Genomic DNA, 16956 nt, shown 5'->3' with positions numbered 1-16956 from the left:
TAAATACTTTAGAAATGACTACAAGCATAGCATCAGCTTGCCGGGAAAAACACCACAACGTCCAAAGCGGCCGTCAGTCCTTTGCCGACGTCTTGGTCGTCCTGATCTCCATCCTGGATCAGGCTTTGACGAGCAAGACGAAGCGGATCAAAGCCCTGGCCCAACCCAGCCCGTTGCGTCTCTCCCGGACCTGAGGCTTTGGAGGGCCTGAGCCACTTCGATGGCGCACGGCCTCAGACTCGGCTGCGCTGACAGGCAGTCACGGGCCAATGCCTGTAGGGCCTGGACTGCCGGGTGGGCCGCGGGTGCCTGCACGGCAGTACCCAACTCTTGCAGCAAACACCCCAAGGCACGCACCTCCAGCGCCAACAGGCTTTGGCACAGTTCGGGCTGATCGGTCGGCAGCCGCGTGGCCGCTCCAAAATCGCCCAGCTGGGCCTGACCGTGCACCGGGTCGATCAGGATATTGTGCGCGTACAAGTCGCCGTGCATCACGCCGCGCTGGTGCAGGTGTGCCACGGCACCGGCCACATCACTGGCGATGCGCAAGGCCAAAGCGGCTGAGAGCTGAAAGCCCGGTGGGTACACGTCACGGGTGCAGCTTTGCAGGCTGGGCGGCCCCGCCAGATTGACATGTGCAGCCGGGATCAGCGGCATGAGCAAACCCTGCGCCTGTCCGGGGTGGCCTGTGAGCCGCGCCACGGGCGTGGTGAGTGCCGGGTGTTGCCCCGCTGCCAAACACGCCGCCAGTTCGTCTTCGGGCAGGCCGTCGCTGGTCACCTCGCCTTTGAACAGCTTGAGCGCCAAGGGCTGCGGCCAAGCCGAGGCTTGGACTTGGTAGATATGACCCGAAGCCCCTTCGCCCAGCAGCGGACCGTGCGACAAATCGGACCAAGCCATGCCCGGCAGCTCGGGCCCTGCGGGACAAACCCAGCCCATGGCATTGCCCGCCAGTGCCAACCAAGCCAGGCGCGGCAGTTCGGTCAGCCAGCCGGGCACGCGCTCCATGCGGTTGGCCGACACGCGCAGCAGTTCCAAGCGCTGAGCGTTTTGCAGGCTCTCGGGCAAGGCCTGCAGCCGGTTGCCTGCCAGCATCAGCTTTTGCAAAGCGGGGCGTTGGCCCAGTTCGGAGGGCAAATGGCCGATGGCGTTGTCCGTCAAGGTCAGCCAGCGCAAGGCGGGCGGCAGCGCGGCAGCGGGAACATCCGCAATGCGATTGGCCTTGAAGCCGACCATTTGCAAAGCAGGACATTCACCCAGCACTTCGGGCACCGCGGAGAAGTCGTTGTCCGAGGCAAACAGCACCTGCAACTTGTGCAGACGGCCCAGTTGGTGTGGCAAATCGCGCAGGCGGTTGCCACTCAGATTGAGCACTTCCAGCGTGTCGGCCAGGTCAAAAATTTCGTGCGGCAGTTCGGTCAGGCCGCAGGCCAGGTCCAGGCGACGCGTGCCCGCCAGTGCGCCGCTGCGCAGTTGTTCAAGGGTGTGCATGGGGCCTTGCGCTCAGCGGTAGGACGTCAAATGGATGTTGGTTTCGGTGCTGCGGATGCCGCTGATCAGGCGGATGCGCTCCAGCACCTCAGACAGCTCTTTCATCGACGAGGCCTCGATTTCGGCCAGCAGATCCCAGCGGCCATTGGTGTCGTGCAGCGTCACCACACCCGGCTCGCCCAACAAACTCGCAATCACCTGCCGGGTGGTGTTGCCCTCCACCAGCACGCCCATCCAGGCCTTGATGCGCTCGGGCTCGGCTTCGGGCCGCAGCTTGACGGTGAAGCCCACGATGACTTGGCTGTCTTCGAGCTTGCGCAGGCGGTTGTTCACGGTGCCACGCGAGACGCCCAGCTTGTGGGCCAAGTCGGCGATGTTCAGGCGGGCGTTTTGCCGCAGCAGGCCAATCAGGCCTTGGTCGATGTCATCCATGCGTCAAATTGTCAGTCAAGGCTGCCATTATGGCAACCAATACAGCAAAACAGTATATTTTTGCCGATTTACATTGACAGTCGCCTCCGGGAGACTGCAGGCATCAACAACCCGGTCTGAACGACCAGAAACAGCCTGCAGATGAACCGACTGAGCAAAGCCCTCCACTCCCCCATGACAACGGCCCCTTTGGCCACCCAACCCCTGTACCTCAGCGCCCCCGATGCCGTGACCCTGGTGCGCCGCCTGGGCCTTCAACATTGCATCGCAGGCATCGCCCAGCACATCCGTGCCGACTTTTTGCGCTGGCCGGACTTTGACAAATCGGCCCGTGTGGCCAACCACTCGCCAAACGGCGTAATCGAGTTGATGCCGATTTCGGACGACACGGCGTACAGCTTCAAATACGTCAACGGCCACCCCCAAAACACCGCCATCGGTTTGCCCACGGTGATGGCCTTTGGCGTGCTGGCCGATGTGGCCACAGGCTTGCCCACTTTGGTGAGCGAGCTGACGCTGACCACCGCCTTGCGCACCGCTGCCACCTCGGCGCTGGCCGCCCAAACCCTGGCCCGCCCGAACAGCCGCGTGATGGCGCTGATCGGCAACGGCGCTCAGAGCGAGTTCCAGGCCATCGCCTTCCAGCATCTGCTGGGCATCGACACCCTGCGTCTGTTTGACATCGACCCACATGCCACCGCCAAACTGGTGGCCAACCTGAGTGGCAGCGGCCTGACGCTGCAGGTCTGCACCAGCACCGCAGAGGCTGTGCAAGGCGCTGACATCGTGACCACCGTCACGGCGGACAAGGCCTGTGCCACCATCGTCACAGCCGACATGTTGGTGCCCGGCATGCACATCAATGCCGTGGGCGGCGACTGCCCCGGCAAGACCGAATTGGCCGCTGCCGTTTTGGACAGGGCCAAGGTGTTTGTGGAGTTCACACCCCAAACCCGCATCGAAGGCGACATCCAGCAGATGCCCGCTGACTTTGCTGTGACCGAGTTGTGGGAGGTGCTCCGTGGCACCCGCACCGGCCGCGACCACAACGACCAGATCACGGTGTTTGATTCGGTGGGCTTTGCCTTGGAAGACTTTGCAGCCCTGCGCTTCATGCATGAAGCGGCGCTGACATTGGGTTTGGGCCAGCGCCTGGCGCTGATCCCGCACATGGCCGACCCCAAGAACCTGTTTGGCACCTTGCTCGGTGGTGCACATCTTGCAGCCATCGAACCGCTCGAATGCATGACCGCCTGAAATTGAATATGACCTTGAAAGAAACCCCTATGCGATATGCCGTTCAAGCCCCAAGTGCAGTGGTCATGATTCGTCCACATGCTTTTGAATCCAACCCCGAGACGCAAGCAGACAACGCGTTTCAAAAATCCAGCGAGGCCACAGACCGGACCATCGTGGCCAAGCAGGCTTTTGAAGAAGTCACGCAGGCGGCCCAAAGCTTGGTGCAGGCGGGTGTCCGGGTGCACCTTTTTGAAGACGATGGCCAACAAAAAACGCCCGATTCGGTCTTTCCGAACAACTGGTTTTCTACGCATGCCGGTGGGCACCTTGCGGTGTACCCGATGTATTCGCCCAACCGCCGCCGCGAACGGCGTCAGGACGTGATCGATGCGCTCAAAGCCGATTACCGGGTGCAAGACGTCATTGATTACTCCGGCCTGGAGCCCGACGGCTTGTTTCTCGAAGGGACCGGGGCGATGGTGCTGGATCACATCAGCCGCGTGGCCTATGTCTGCCAGTCGCAGCGGGCGCACCCGATCGTGCTGGAGCGGTTTGCCACCCATTTCAATTTTGAGCCCATGGCCTTTGATGCGGTGGATCTGCACGGCCGGGCGATTTACCACACCAATGTGCTGATGTGCATCGGAACCGATTTCGCGCTGGTGGGGCTGGACCTGATCCCGGACGTGAAACGACGCGCCCAAGTGCAAGATCGCCTGGCCGAAACCGGACGCGAAGTGATCGCCTTGACCGCCGCCCAAATTGCTGAGTTTTGTGGCAACGCCATCGAGCTGCAAACCCCAACAGGTCGGGTGGTGGCCTTGTCAACTCGGGCCATGGCCGCTTTGCAGCCGTGGCAGATCGAAGCCATCGAGCGCAGCGCCCGTCTGTTGCCACTGCACATTCCGACCATTGAGCTGGCGGGAGGCTCGGTGCGCTGCATGTTGGCGGGGGTGCATCTTTCAGCGAGGTGGCCGACGAACCATCTCACAAAAAATGCCGTCAGCCTCGGAGAATGAAGCCCATGCCGAGCGCAGTCATATCAGACTTTACAGGGGCCATGAACCTAGGCTCAGGGACAGGGGCCCGCCTGCATGCCATCCCGGTTGGGGCCATCAGAGTGCCCGATTGACTGAATCCGACCGGCCCCGCGCCGCAATGGCATCGGTCAGGCAGCGCGCCAGATAGGCCGCCGCAGGCGTGAGCGGGACCTCGGGTGGAGACAACAACACCAGCTCGATGTCGGGCGGGCGCATGCTGCGCAGCGACAACTCCACCAGACCATGCCCCTCGGGCTGGGCCAGCAAAGGCGCGGGCATCACGCTCATGGCATCGGTTTGCCGAATCAAGGCCATCGCGGCCATCGCGTCGCAACGTGTGATCTGCTGCGGTGGTGGTACGCCCGCCTGCGCAAACATGGCCAGCAAGCCCTCGTCCAGCCCTTGTGAAAAAGGCCCGGGCATGACCCACTCCAGCGCGGCCAGCTTGGCCGCAGTGGGCTGGCGCAGCACTGGGTGCCCGGCGCGCACCACCAGTTTTTGCTCGTCTTTTTGCAGCCGTGTGCACTGAAACTCCTGGGGCGTGACATCGCCGCTGTCGGCCACGATGGCAAAGTCCACCGTGCCATCGCGCAAGCCCGGCAACACACGGGCCACCAGGCCTTCAATCAGGCGCAACTCGATGCGCGGGTAGCGTTTGCGAAACCACAAAAACGCCTCACCCAGCACGGTGAGCATCAGGTAGGGCGTGAGCGCCACACGCACCGTTCCGGCCTCGTCGCCCTGGGCTTGCTGCAACTCGTCTTGTGCCAGCGCCAGTTGGCGCATCACCAGCAGCGCCCGGGCGTGCAAGCGTAGGCCTGCCTCGGTCAGTCCCACCCCACGCGATTTGCGCACCAGCAGGGCCACCCCCGCCTCCTCTTCCAGTTGGCGCAAGGACTTGGTCAGGGCCGCCTGGGTCAGGTGCAGTTCTCGGGCAGCGGCGCGGATGCTGCCGTGCTCGACGGCGGCCACCAGGGCCTGGAGTTGGTGCAGTTTCATGCTGAAGCAGTGTAAAGCAGTGACTACCCAAAGTTGTCATGAAGAAAATTGACAGTCTTTCAGTTGTCCCCTCGCAGGACTAGCATGGGGCCATCTTTTTGACGATGGAGAACCCCATGAAACTGATCAACACCTTGGGCCTGTTGCTGGGCGCTGCCCTGGCCGTGCATGCCCCCGTGCAAGCGCAAAGCTATCCCAACAAGCCCATCAACCTGATGGTGCCCTACCCGGCTGGTGGCCTGTCGGACATCATCGCGCGCAAAATCAACGTGCCCCTGGCGGCCGAGCTCAAGCAGCCCGTCATCATCGAAAACCTGGGCGGCGCAGGCGGGGCCATCGCGGCGCAAAAAGTGCTCAACGCCCCCGCAGACGGCTACTACCTGTTCCAGGGTTCGCCCAACGAACTCATCCTCGCCCCCTTGGCCATGAAGGCCGTCAAGCACAAGCCCGATGACTTTCGCCTGATCCAGCGCATGGCCATGGCCCCCATGGCCATCGTCGCCAGCAAGAACTTCCCGGGCAACACCCCACAAGAGATGGTGGCCGAGATCGTCAAACGCGCCAAAGCGGGCAAACCGGTCAATTACGCCAGTGTGGGCATCGGCAGCTTCTACCATTTGCTGGGTGAAGAAATGGCCAAGAAGATCGGCGCTGAAATGCTGCATGTGCCCTACAAAGGCGGTGGCCCCATCACGCAGGATTTGATGGGTGGCCAGATTGACCTGTTCATCACCCCTTACGGCGCACCGCATGTGCACATGGCCAAAGAAGGCAAGATCAAATTCATTGCCGCCTTGTCAACCCAGCCGCAGCGCCTGATTCCGGATGTGCCTTCGATCGACCAGGCCAAAGAGTTGAAGGGCTTTCATTACACGATTGGCAGCGGCTACTACGTGAAAAAAGGCACGCCTGAGCCCGTCGTCGAAGCCTTGCACCGCGCGCTGACCAAGGTCATGTTCGACGCCGACTTCCGCAACACCATGACCGCCATGGGCCAGGAAGTGGGTGAAGCTTTGCGTCTGGACCAAACCGAGCAGGTCTATGCCGATGAGGTCAAGCTGTACCAGGGCATCGCCAAATCGATCAAGCTCGAAGCCCAATGAGCGTGCTGCATGCCCTGCAAACGCGCGCCGCGCCCTTTGTGGCGCTGCGCCACGATTTGCACCGCCACCCCGAGCTAGGCCTGAAAGAGTTCCGCACCTCTGAGTTGTTGGCCCAGCAGTTGCAAAGCTGGGGCTACAACGTCACACGCGGCCTGGCTACTACCGGGTTGGTGGCGCAACTGCGGCGCGGCAGCGGGAGCAAACGCCTGGGCCTGCGGGCCGACATGGACGCACTGCCGATCCACGAAGTCAATGCGTTTGAGCACCGCAGCGTTCACGAAGGCGTGATGCACGCCTGTGGCCACGACGGGCACACCGCCATGCTGATGGCGGCGGCGCAATACCTTGCACAAGAGGTCGAGTTTTCGGGCACGCTGAACCTGATTTTTCAGCCCGCCGAAGAGCACCCGGGCGGCGCGAAGATCATGATCGAGGAAGGCCTGTTTGAGCGCTTTCCATGTGATGCGATTTTTGCTGCGCACAACATGCCCGGCGTGCCTGCCGGGCAGCTGGTGTTCATCGAGGGCCCGGCCATGGCCTCCAGCGACGATGTGACCATCACGCTGACGGGTGTGGGTGGGCATGGCGCCATGCCGCACCGCGCACAAGACCCGATCGTGGCGGCAGCCGCCATCGTCATGACGCTGCAAACCATCGTGTCGCGCAATGTGGACCCGCAGCACACCGCCGTGATCACCGTGGGATCGCTCGTGGCAGGCAAGGCCAACAACGTGATCCCCGCCAGCGCCCGCTTGGAGCTGAGCGTGCGCTCGCTCGACCGCGAGGTGCGCGACCTGCTGCAAGAACGAATCACCCAGCTGGTCACAGCGCAAGCCCAAAGCCTGGGCGTGCAAGCGCAAATCGACTACAAGCGCGACTACCCCGTGTTGGTGAACACCGCCGCTGAGACCGAGCTGGCCCGCCAAGTGGGCACCGAGCTGCTGGGGGCAGAACGCGTCACGCGCCAAGGCCGACCCCTCACGGGCAGCGAAGACTTTGCCTTCATGCTGGAGCACTGCCCGGGCAGTTATTTCATGATTGGCAACGGTGCGGGCGAAGGCACGGGTGAAGGCACAGGTGACAGCGCGGCCGCCCAAGCCTGCATGGTGCACAACCCGGGTTACGACTTCAACGACGACATCCTGCCCGTGGGCGCGGCCTTCTGGGCCTTGCTCACACAACGCTATTTGAAAGACTGAACACCATGGCCACCGAACTTTGGCAACTGAGCGCCACCGAATTGGCTGCTCGCATCGCCCGCCGCGAAACCACCGCACGCGCCGCCACCGAAAGCGTGTTGGCCCGCATTGCCGAGGCCAACCCGCAGGTCAACGCCTTGGCCAGCGTCACGCCCGAGAAAGCTTTGCAAGCCGCCGATGCAGCCGACGCCGCGCAGGCCCGGGGCGATGCTCTGGGGCCACTGCACGGCGTGCCGGTCACCATCAAGATCAACATCGACGTGCAGGGCGAGGCCACCGACGAAGGCGTGCACGACTTCAAGCACAACATCGCCAGCAGCGACTCACCCCTGGTGCAGTCCATGCGCGAGGCGGGAGCCATTGTGGTGGGCCGCAACAACGCGCCCGCCTTTTCGCTGCGCTGGTTCACCGACAACGCCTTGCATGGCCGCACGCTCAACCCGTTTGACGTGGGCGTCACCCCCGGCGGCTCCAGCGGCGGTGCAGCCGTGGCCACCGCTTTGGGCATGGGCGCGATCGCGCACGGCAACGACTACGGCGGCTCGATCCGCTACCCGGCTTGGGCCTGTGGCGTGGTGGGCTTACGCACCACCGTGGGCCGGGTGCCGTCTTACAAGGCCAGCGCCCCCAACCGCATCATCAGCAACCAGCAAATGTCGGTGCAAGGCCCGCTCACCCGCACGGTGTCCGATGCGCGGCTGGCGCTGCAGGTGATGTCGAAAGGCACACCGCTGGACCCACAATGGGTGCCCGCCCCGCTTGAATTTGCCGATGCCAAGCAACCCACCCGCGTGGCGGTGTTTCGCAGCTGGGCGCATTCGGCCGTCGACCCGACTGTGAGCGCAGCGGTGGACCAAGCGGCACACTGGCTGGAAGCGGCGGGCTACACCGTCGAAGAAGCCGAGCCACCCCACTTTGCCGAGGTTTCGGCCATGCAGTTCCACATGGTCATGAACGACATGCGCCGGGGCGGCGAGCCCTTCATGCGGGAGCATGGCGACGACGCTTTGCGCACCGCATTGAGCCACTACATGGCCATCAACCCGGTGTGGGACCGCGATCAATATCTGGAAGCGATGACCCGGCGCTTCAACATCGCCCGCGACTGGGCGGTGTTTTTGGAGCGTTACCCGGTGCTGCTCATGCCCAACTCGTGGGAGCGGCAGTTCCCGATCGACGACGACCAGCAATCACCTGAGCGCACTGCACAAATCCTGCTGGCACAAGCCCCTATGCTCAGCACTGCAACCCTCGGTTTGCCCGGCCTGTCGGTGCCCACAGGCGTGGTGAATGGCTTACCTGTGGGCGTACAAATCGTCAGCACCAAATTCCGCGAAGACCGCATGTTGGCGGCGGGCGAGGTAATCGAGCGGGCCGCACATTTTTCGGCGCTGGCTTATTTGAGGGGCCGGGGCTGAGAAAAGGGATCGGCACCCCACCCGCACACCGGACAATGTGCAGGCAGTGGTGCCGATCAGCGCAGCATCAGCGCCAGGTCAGAGCCCGTTTCAGCGCAAGTGGTGCACGGGCGCAGGCTTGTACACCGGCGTGTCCAGGCCTTCGTAACGCGCTTTCAGTTGCAGCGACAGGAACTGCGAGTAGTGGCGGCTTTGGTGCAGGTTGCCGCCATGGATCCACAGCTGCTTTTGCTGCGTGGGTTTCCACATGTTGCGCAACTCGCCTTCCCAAGGGCCAGGATCTTTGGTGGTGCCCGAACCCAAGCCCCAGACCTTGCCCACGCGGTCAGCCACCTCTGGAGAGATCAGGTCGGCCAGCCAGTGGTTCATCGAGCCATAACCCGTGGCGTACACCAGCAAATCGGCCTCCAGCTCGGTGCCATCGGTCAGGGTCACGCTCTTGGGGTTGATGCGCTCGATGTTGTTGTGGCTTTTGAGCTTCACACTGCCGTTGGCCACCAGCTCGCTCGCGCCCACGTCGATGTAATAACCCGAGCCCCGGCGCAGGTACTTCATGAACAAGCCTGAGCCATCGTCGCCAAAGTCCAGCATGAAGCCCGCCTTCTCCAGCCGTCCATACAGGTCGGCATCGCGCTTTTTCATCTCGTCGTACACCGGAATGTGGAAGGTGTGCATGATCTGATAGGGCACGCTGGCAAACACCAAATCGGCCTTGTGGTGATCGATGCCGCTTTGCACCGCCTCTTCGCTGTAGAGCCCGCCCAGGGCCAGCTCCATGAGGGACTCCGAAGGCGCGATGTGTGTGCTGCTGCGCTGCACCATGGTCACATCAACGCCGTTCTCCCACAGGGCGGCGCAGATGTCGTGGGCCGAGTTGTTGGAGCCCAACACCACCGCTTTTTTGCCTTTGTAGTCTTCTGGGCCAGGGTGCTTGCTGGAATGGTGCTGGTCGCCCAAAAAGCTGTCAGCGCCCGCAATCTTGGGCACGTTGGCATAACCCGACACGCCCAGCGCAAACACCAACTCTTTGGGGCGCAGCACCACCTCTTGGCCAGCGCGGTCCACCACGACTTCCCATTCGCCTTGGGCCTCGTTGAAGGTGGCCTTTTTGGCCGTGGTCGATCCCCAGTAGTTGATCTCCATGACCTTGGTGTACATCTCCAGCCAGTCACCGACCTTGTCCTTGGGGGCAAACACCGGCCAGTCGTCGGGGAAAGGCATGTAGGGCAGGTGGTCATACCAGACCGGGTCGTGCAGGCACAGGGTTTTGTAGCGCTTGCGCCAGCTGTCACCGGCTTTTTCATTGCGCTCGACCACGATGGTCGGCACACCCAGACGCCGCAGCCGGGCCGCCAGCATGATGCCCCCCTGCCCGCCCCCGACGATCAACACATGCGGCTGCTCGTCGTAGCCCAAGCGGGCCTCTTCATCCTGGCGTCGCTCCAGCCAGCTTTTGCGGCCCACTTGTGCGCCGTGTTCGGCCCCTTTGATGCGGCGGCTGCCCTTTTTTTCTTCAAAGCCTTTGAGCTCGGTCATGGTGGTCAACAGCGTCCAGGCCCGATCGCCTTGGGCCGTGGCCTTGAGCCTCAGGTGACCACGCCCGCGCGAGACACCGGTTTCAAAGGTGAACCAGGCATCGACCACGCCATCGGCCTCGGTGGCCTCGCCTTCGAGCGCAAAGTTCGAGGGCTGCACATCGGCCAGCCGCGCTTGCAGCATGGCCTCAATGGCATCTTGGCCTTCCTGGGTGCAAATGTTCCAAGTGAACGACACCAAATCCCGCCAGTAGCAGTCGGTGTCAAACAGGGCGGTGGCTTGCGCCGTCTGGCCTTGGCTCAGGGCATTCTCAAAGCCCGACAGCCAATCTTGCGCCCTCTGCGAGGGGGTCTTGTCACTCATGGGTTTCTCTCCTGGTTGTGCCGCACACGACATGGCGCGGTCTGTGGGTCAATCAAGTGCCGTGCCAGCCCGTTCAGCACACGCAAGTCCTTGTCAGAGCTCAACAATCCCAGATGGCACGGGGGTCTTCCCGGATGTCACAGCGCGTCAGGTGTCACACCCACCCTGTGACAGGTGTCACAGACTCGCCCCATCACCCACCGATCCGTCAGCTTGCCGATGCGGTGCCACGATGCCTGAACGCTTCATGCGCCGGTACAGCGTCATGCGCGACAGCTTCAACTCGCGGGCCACGGCGCTCACGTTCCACTGCGCTTGGCGCAGCGCGTGCAACAAAGCGGCGTCATCGCCTGCTGGCAAAGGCTGCGCGGTACCAAGGGACACAACCGGCTTGATCACTTCGCTGCCCAGCAGCTCCGGCAAGTCCTCCAGCCCGATCGGGTCATGACGCCCCATGCTGCTGGCGTAATCGAGCACATTGCGCAGTTCACGCAGGTTGCCTGGCCAGCGGTGCTGCAAGAGGCGCTGCCGAGCTTCGGGGGCCAGCGTTCGCCCCTGCAGCAGACGGTCAATCATGGCGCTCAGATCGGATCGCTCACGCAAGGGCGGCAGCGTGATGTGCGCCCCATTCAGGCGGTAATACAGGTCGTCCCGAAAACGCCCGGCCCGCACCCAGGTCTCCAGAGGCGCATGGGTGGCCGCGATCACCCGCACATTGACCGGCACCGCCCGCGTGGCCCCCACGGGCAAGACTTCGCGCTCGGACAGCACACGCAGCAGCCGGGCCTGCAAGGCCAGCGGCATGTCCCCGATTTCGTCCAGAAACAAGGTGCCCCCATCGGCCTCTGGAATGAGCCCCCGTTTGCCCTTGGGCGAAGCGCCCGAGAAGCTGCCGGGCAAATGCCCGAACAGCTCGCTCTCGATCAGGGTCTCGGGAATCGCGGCGCAGTTGACCGCCACAAAGGGCCGCTGCCTGCGCTCGCTGCTGGCATGCACGGCCTTGGCAAAGTATTCCTTGCCCGAGCCGGTCTCACCCGTGATCAGCAAGCTGATGGGCGAGTTGACCAGCCGCGCCACGCGCTCGATTTGCCGATCCAAGGACGGGTCTCCTGCAGACAGGGCCGCCAAGGCGGGTGGTACCGCTGTCTCGCGCAGGCTCTGGCTGGCGGGCTGTTTGGGCGGCGGGGTGGCTGACAAAAACAGCAATTGCCGCCCGCCAGCGTGCAATACCGCGCGCTGGTCCGAGGGGCGCGTTTGCACATAACGCCCCAAATCGGCAAAGGGCAATTCAAACAATCGCTCAAAACGCGTCCCGAGCAGGGGCTGCATCGGGTCAGTTTGCAAACCCAGCTGAGCGCGGCGGTTGTGACCCACCACGCGGCCCTGCGTGTCCAGCGCCAGCAGGTACTCGGGCTGCACATCCAGAAACTGCGGCGCACTGGACAAGCGCAAAATCCAGTCGCGGCGATGTCGGTACAAAAAAGCGGCGTTCTCGATGTCGTGCGCGTACATCTGCACCAGCTGCAAGGCCAGGTGCTGGCTCGCCTTGGGCTGGGCCGAGCTCAGTTGCGAGATGTCCAGCACGGCGCTGAGCTGGCCGCGGCTGTCATACACGGGCGCCGAGGTGCAGGTCAGTGGAATGTGCGTGGCATCGAAGTGGTCGTCCAAATGCACCGTGAGCGCCTGCCCGGTGTTGATGCAAGTGCCCACGCCACAAGTGCCTGCATGCTGCTCGCTCCAGTCGGCCCCCAGGTACAGCCCCGCCTTGCGCAAGCTGGGCTCGAACACCAGATCGCCCAGAAAATCCACCGTCACGCCCTTGGCATCGGTGAGCAACACCACATAACCGAGGCCCGCGACTTTGGCATAGAGCGACTCCAGGCCATGCCGCGCGATGTGCAAAAACGCTTCCATCTGGTCCTGGTGCTCACGCAAGCGCGTGTGCGGCAAGATGATGGCTTCCTGCATGCGGGTGGGGTCCAGCTGGTGCTCGTGCACACAGCGAAACCAGGAGTCGCGTATCAGCTGCTCATGGCGCGGTGCCGCAGCGTTTGTGCCGTAGGTGGCGACATGGACCACTTGGGCAATGTGTTCGTGCTGAGAGGTGTTCATGGGCAGGCGAGCCTTCAAAAGAACAGCCGCCCACTTTGTGCGGGGCGCACCAAGCTGTCAAGACAGCATTTACCCGCTTGCCTCCATGCCCATGAGCTTGCTCAGCGCCCCACCACCCGCGCCATCTCCAGGCACTTGTTCGAGTAGCCCCACTCGTTGTCGTACCAAGCCATCACCTTGACGAAGGTGCTGTCGAGGGCCATGCCTGCCTCTGCGTCGAACACGCTGGTACACACCTCGCCCCGGAAATCGGTCGACACCACCTTGGCCTCGGTGTAGCCCAACACCCCCTTGAGCGCCCCTTGACTTTGCGCCTTCATCTCGGCGCAGATTTCGGCATAGGTGGCTGGGTTGTTCAGTTCGGCCGTCAAATCCACCAGCGACACATCGCTGGTGGGCACGCGCACCGCCACGCCTGTGAGCCGGCCCTTGATCTCGGGGATCACCACGCCCACCGCCTTGGCTGCGCCCGTGCTGCTGGGGATGATGTTTTCCAGAATGCCGCGCCCCCCGCGCCAGTCTTTGTTGCTCGGGCCGTCCACGGTTTTTTGGGTCGCGGTGGTGGCGTGCACGGTGGTCATCAGGCCGCGCTTGATGCCCCATTTGTCGTTCAGTACTTTGGTGATGGGGGCCAGCGCGTTGGTGGTGCAGCTGGCGTTGCTGATGATGGCCTGGCCCGCGTAGGACGCATGGTTCACCCCATACACAAACATCGGCGTGTCGTCTTTCGACGGCGCCGACATCACCACCTTTTTGGCGCCTGCGCTCAGGTGTTTGCCCGCGCTGTCCTTGTCCAGAAACAAGCCTGTCGCTTCGATCACCACGTCCGCGCCCACCTCGTTCCACTTCAGGTTGGCCGGGTCGCGCTCTTGTGTGAGGCGAATGCGTTGGCCGTTCACGATCAGGGTGCTGCCCTCGACCGACAGCGTGCCCTGGAAGCGGCCATGCACGCTGTCGTACTCCAGCATATAGGCCAGGTACTCGGGCTCCAGCAGGTCGTTGATGCCGACGATCTCGACATCCTTGAAGTTTTGCACCGCTGCACGCAGCACCATGCGGCCGATGCGGCCAAATCCGTTGATGCCGATTTTGGTGGTCATGGGGGTCTCACTTTCGTTGGGGATTTGAGCAATGGCCACACTCAACGCGTGGCCCTTGTATGTAACCATCCTATGCGATATCGTGAAATTTTGTTACCAAATCCGTAGGCTGGTTGAATTGTTCTGGTTTTGTAACCTTGGACAGGAAGAATAAGATGGGTTTGCAGACAGGCGAAAAAAAACCCCTCAAGAGGGGTTTTTGCGCAGAGCCAAGAAAAATTACTTCTTGACGCAAGCGGGGTTCTTCTCGTTTTCTTTTTTCGAGCAGTCAACTTTTTTGTCGTCCATTTTGCCGCCGCCATGGCTGCCTGCGAAGGCGGGAGCGGACATCAGCATGAAAGCAGAAACAAGAGCCGTCATCACGATTTTCATAGAAACACCTTCTGGGAATGAGGTTGTCGAAAAGATTCAGAATCAAGTGTCTGCGGTTTCAGACACACCTCCATGCTAGTCACATTCCTTGAAAGCTCTCCCAAGATGGACAAAACCCCTTTGCTTGGGTCGCCTTTTCAATCTGCACCGTTTTCCAATGACTGGCGTGACTGCCGCCACATCGCAATGGCCGCCTCGCTCGTGTTGACAGGCTTGAGCGCCACCGCGCAGGAGCGTTTTTTGCCTCAACCTTCGGCGGTTGTTTTGGCCGCTTCGGTGCACACGGCGGGGGGCAGCGCCAGTTCGCTGCGTGCTCTGGACCAGGCTTGGCGAGCTCAACCGCAAGACTTGCAGGCAGCACTGGCCTATGCCCGGGCCGTGTTCAGCTTGGGCTTCAATGAGGGCGATTTGCGCTGGTTTGGTTCGGCCAAGGCGGCTTTGATGCCTTGGTGGCAGACATCTGATCTGCCCGCCGATGGTTTTTTCATGCGGGGTTTGGTCAAGCAGGGTTTCCACGACTTCGATGGTGGCTTGAAAGACATCAACCAGGCCATCGCCCTGAACCCCGAGCGTACAGAGTTCTGGTCGTGGCGCTTTGCCCTGCATTTGCTCCAAGCCAACATGAGCGCTGCCCGCCAAGACGCCGAAGACATAGCGCGACGCTTTGGCCCGAGAGAAGGCGAGATTTACCGCGCTGTTTTGCTTTACCGAACCGGACAAGCCTTGACTGCCGTGCAATTGCTGAGCGCGTCGATGCGCTCGCCCGATCACCAAGATGCCGCCTCGCAAGTCTGGATCGGCTTTCATCTGGGCGAGGCGCACCGCGTGGCCCATCAGCCCGATCGGGCCATCGCCGTCTGGCAGCGGCTGCTGCAGGCCCACCCCCAGTCGCATTTGCTCAGGCTGTCCTTGGCGGATTTGCTCAACCAGCAGGGGCAGTTTCAGCAGGCCAAAGCCGTCGCCACGGCCAACTCGGCCAAGCTCAACGCCAACTTGACCGATGCCTTGTTGATGCAGGCCCTGATGGCCAGTCGCGGGCTGAAAGCGCCGGATGAAGCGGCCTTGGCCGGGCAGATGGGGGCGCGCCTGCAATCGCAAGCGCTGCGCCAGGAATCACTGATCGAACGGCCCAAACTGATTTACCAAATTGCGTATGGGCAAGATCTGGCGGCCGGCCTGGCCTTGTCCATCGAGAACTGGCAAATGCAAAAGGAACCACCTGACGCACTGCTGTTCGCCCAGGCCGCGCTCGCGCTCCAGCAGGCACGGGCGGCCGAACCGGTGGTCCAGTGGGCGCAAACTACGAGCTACACCGACCCGCAATTGGCCCCGCTCCTGTTACAGCTGAAGGCTCACCCGAGCTGGTCCAAGGAGCGCCCATGACCCGCCAACCCATGCGCCAGCACTGGCGTGCCTTGCTCGGTGTGTTGACCTTTGTGGCTGCTGTGCTGTGGTCGGGCGCGGCTCTGGCGCATTCCAGCAGCAACAGTTATCTCACGCTCAGCGCGCCAGAGGGGCGGCTGACCTTGCGTGCCGACCTGCATCTGCGCGATGTGGACCTGATCTTCGATCTGGATGCCGACCGCGATGGCCAAGTCAGCTGGGGCGAGACCCAGATGCGCAGCGCTGAACTGGGCCGTTGGCTCGATCAGGGTTTGCAGCTGAGTGCGGCGGGCCAAAAATGCCAGTTGGGCGTGGCCGATCTGCAAGCCAGCGAACACGCCGACGGGACTTATCTGAGTGCGCAGTGGACACCCGATTGCCCCGGCATCTCGGATCTTTCGAGTGCCCCTCTGACCTTGCGCTATGGCCTGATGTTTGATCAAGACAGCTTGCACCGTGGCCTGTTGAAGGTGGATTTGCCGGGCTTTCAGAGCAGCGCCTTGCTCAGCCCCGAGCGCCCCGAGGCGCAGCTGAGCCAGGCCGACAGCAGCGCTTGGCGGGTGTTCGGCCGCTACATCGTCGAAGGGGTGTGGCACATCTGGATCGGCATTGACCACATTGTTTTTTTGCTCAGCCTGTTGGTGCTGGCACCCTTGCAGCCCTCGCGCCAACGGATCACGCAGTGGCCCGCAGCGCAGCAGGCCAGACCTGTGCTGATCGATGTGCTGGCCGTGGTCACGGCTTTCACGGTGGCGCACTCCATCACACTGGGCTTGACCATCCTGGGGTGGCTCACGCCCCCGCCCGATCTGGTGGAGCCGGCCATCGCCTTGTCGGTGGTGCTGGCCGCCTTGAACAATCTGCTGGGCATCAACTCGCTCAAGCGCTGGCGCTTGGCCTTCGTGTTTGGCTTGGTTCACGGCTTTGGCTTTGCCAGCGTGCTGCTGGATCTGGGCTTGCCCGCCAGCGCCCTGGTCGCAGCCCTGGGCGGATTCAATGTGGGCGTAGAACTGGGCCAGCTGGCCATCGTTTTGGTGTTCTTGCCCATCGCCTGGCTGTTGCGCCGCACCCGTTTTTACCGCTGGGTGGTCGTGGCAGGCGGTTCGACAGCCATCGTGGTGTTGGGTCTTGTCTGGACTTTGGAGCGCGTGGGCTGGCTGGCTTGAGGG

General features: G+C 62.5%; 14 protein-coding genes. 7 read left to right on the top strand and 7 right to left on the bottom strand.

Going from position 1 to position 16956, the window contains the following annotated elements; translation table 11 throughout:
- Window positions 1-147 precede the first annotated feature (147 nt).
- Together QZ190_RS00420 and QZ190_RS00415 are read right to left on the bottom strand one after the other, a co-directional pair.
- Window positions 148-1491 carry a leucine-rich repeat-containing protein kinase family protein gene (locus tag QZ190_RS00420; protein ID WP_291912214.1) on the bottom strand — a complete coding sequence of 448 codons (1344 nt, stop codon included), beginning with the start codon at window positions 1489-1491 and terminating at the stop codon, window positions 148-150.
- A 12-nt stretch (window positions 1492-1503) separates the two neighbouring features.
- The gene (locus QZ190_RS00415) at window positions 1504-1923 is read right to left on the bottom strand and encodes an Lrp/AsnC family transcriptional regulator (RefSeq protein WP_291912212.1); all 420 of its coding nucleotides are present in this window, start codon (window positions 1921-1923) and stop codon (window positions 1504-1506) included.
- 174 nt (window positions 1924-2097) lie between these two features.
- Between QZ190_RS00415 and QZ190_RS00410 the strand changes: the two genes are divergently transcribed.
- Both QZ190_RS00410 and ctlX read left to right on the top strand, forming a co-directional pair.
- Window positions 2098-3180 carry an ornithine cyclodeaminase gene (locus QZ190_RS00410; protein ID WP_291912211.1) on the top strand — a complete coding sequence of 361 codons (1083 nt, stop codon included), beginning with the start codon at window positions 2098-2100 and terminating at the stop codon, window positions 3178-3180.
- 29 nt (window positions 3181-3209) lie between these two features.
- Window positions 3210-4181 (top strand): citrulline utilization hydrolase CtlX, encoded by a 972-nt coding sequence (ctlX, locus tag QZ190_RS00405; RefSeq protein WP_291912209.1) that lies wholly within the window; start codon window positions 3210-3212, stop codon window positions 4179-4181.
- Between the two features lie 96 nt (window positions 4182-4277).
- On the opposite strand, the gene QZ190_RS00400 is transcribed toward ctlX, so the two are convergent.
- The gene (locus QZ190_RS00400; RefSeq protein WP_291912207.1) at window positions 4278-5201 is read right to left on the bottom strand and encodes a LysR substrate-binding domain-containing protein; all 924 of its coding nucleotides are present in this window, start codon (window positions 5199-5201) and stop codon (window positions 4278-4280) included.
- A 116-nt stretch (window positions 5202-5317) separates the two neighbouring features.
- Between QZ190_RS00400 and QZ190_RS00395 the strand changes: the two genes are divergently transcribed.
- The 3 genes from QZ190_RS00395 to QZ190_RS00385 are packed head-to-tail and all read left to right on the top strand — an operon-like array spanning window position 5318 to window position 8921.
- Window positions 5318-6304, top strand: a complete 987-nt coding sequence (locus tag QZ190_RS00395; RefSeq protein WP_291912205.1) for a tripartite tricarboxylate transporter substrate binding protein — start codon at window positions 5318-5320, stop codon at window positions 6302-6304.
- Entirely contained in the window at window positions 6301-7503 is a 1203-nt protein-coding gene (locus tag QZ190_RS00390; protein ID WP_291912202.1) for a M20 aminoacylase family protein, read from the top strand. The genes QZ190_RS00395 and QZ190_RS00390 overlap by 4 nt, the downstream gene beginning before the upstream one ends.
- A gap of 5 nt (window positions 7504-7508) precedes the next feature.
- Window positions 7509-8921 (top strand): amidase family protein, encoded by a 1413-nt coding sequence (locus QZ190_RS00385; protein ID WP_291912200.1) that lies wholly within the window; start codon window positions 7509-7511, stop codon window positions 8919-8921.
- Between the two features lie 90 nt (window positions 8922-9011).
- Here the strand turns inward: QZ190_RS00385 and QZ190_RS00380 are convergent, their stop codons facing one another.
- The 4 genes from QZ190_RS00380 to QZ190_RS00365 all read right to left on the bottom strand — a co-directional run bounded on the left by QZ190_RS00380 (window position 9012) and on the right by QZ190_RS00365 (window position 14404).
- Window positions 9012-10820 (bottom strand): NAD(P)/FAD-dependent oxidoreductase, encoded by a 1809-nt coding sequence (locus QZ190_RS00380; RefSeq protein WP_291912198.1) that lies wholly within the window; start codon window positions 10818-10820, stop codon window positions 9012-9014.
- Between the two features lie 177 nt (window positions 10821-10997).
- Window positions 10998-12932, bottom strand: coding sequence for a sigma-54-dependent Fis family transcriptional regulator (locus tag QZ190_RS00375; RefSeq protein ID WP_291912196.1), 1935 nt, complete (start codon window positions 12930-12932; stop codon window positions 10998-11000).
- Window positions 12933-13033: 101 nt separating this feature from the next.
- A complete protein-coding gene (gene gap / locus QZ190_RS00370) occupies window positions 13034-14032 on the bottom strand; it encodes a type I glyceraldehyde-3-phosphate dehydrogenase (RefSeq protein WP_291912194.1) in 999 nt (332 codons plus the stop codon).
- Between the two features lie 219 nt (window positions 14033-14251).
- Complete coding sequence (locus QZ190_RS00365; RefSeq protein ID WP_291912191.1) at window positions 14252-14404, bottom strand: hypothetical protein; 153 nt, start codon at window positions 14402-14404, stop codon at window positions 14252-14254.
- 186 nt (window positions 14405-14590) lie between these two features.
- Here QZ190_RS00365 and QZ190_RS00360 point away from each other — a divergent pair, with 186 nt between their 5' ends.
- Complete coding sequence (locus QZ190_RS00360) at window positions 14591-15787, top strand: hypothetical protein (protein ID WP_291912189.1); 1197 nt, start codon at window positions 14591-14593, stop codon at window positions 15785-15787.
- Window positions 15784-16953 (top strand): HupE/UreJ family protein, encoded by a 1170-nt coding sequence (locus QZ190_RS00355; RefSeq protein WP_291912188.1) that lies wholly within the window; start codon window positions 15784-15786, stop codon window positions 16951-16953. The genes QZ190_RS00360 and QZ190_RS00355 overlap by 4 nt, the downstream gene beginning before the upstream one ends.
- Window positions 16954-16956 lie beyond the last annotated feature (3 nt).

This window comes from Limnohabitans sp., from assembly GCF_017848645.1.
In the GTDB taxonomy this organism is placed as follows: Bacteria; Pseudomonadota; Gammaproteobacteria; order Burkholderiales; family Burkholderiaceae_C; genus Limnohabitans_A.
Note: the sequence above shows the minus strand (reverse complement) of the source record. Positions and strands in the feature narration are given on the sequence as shown.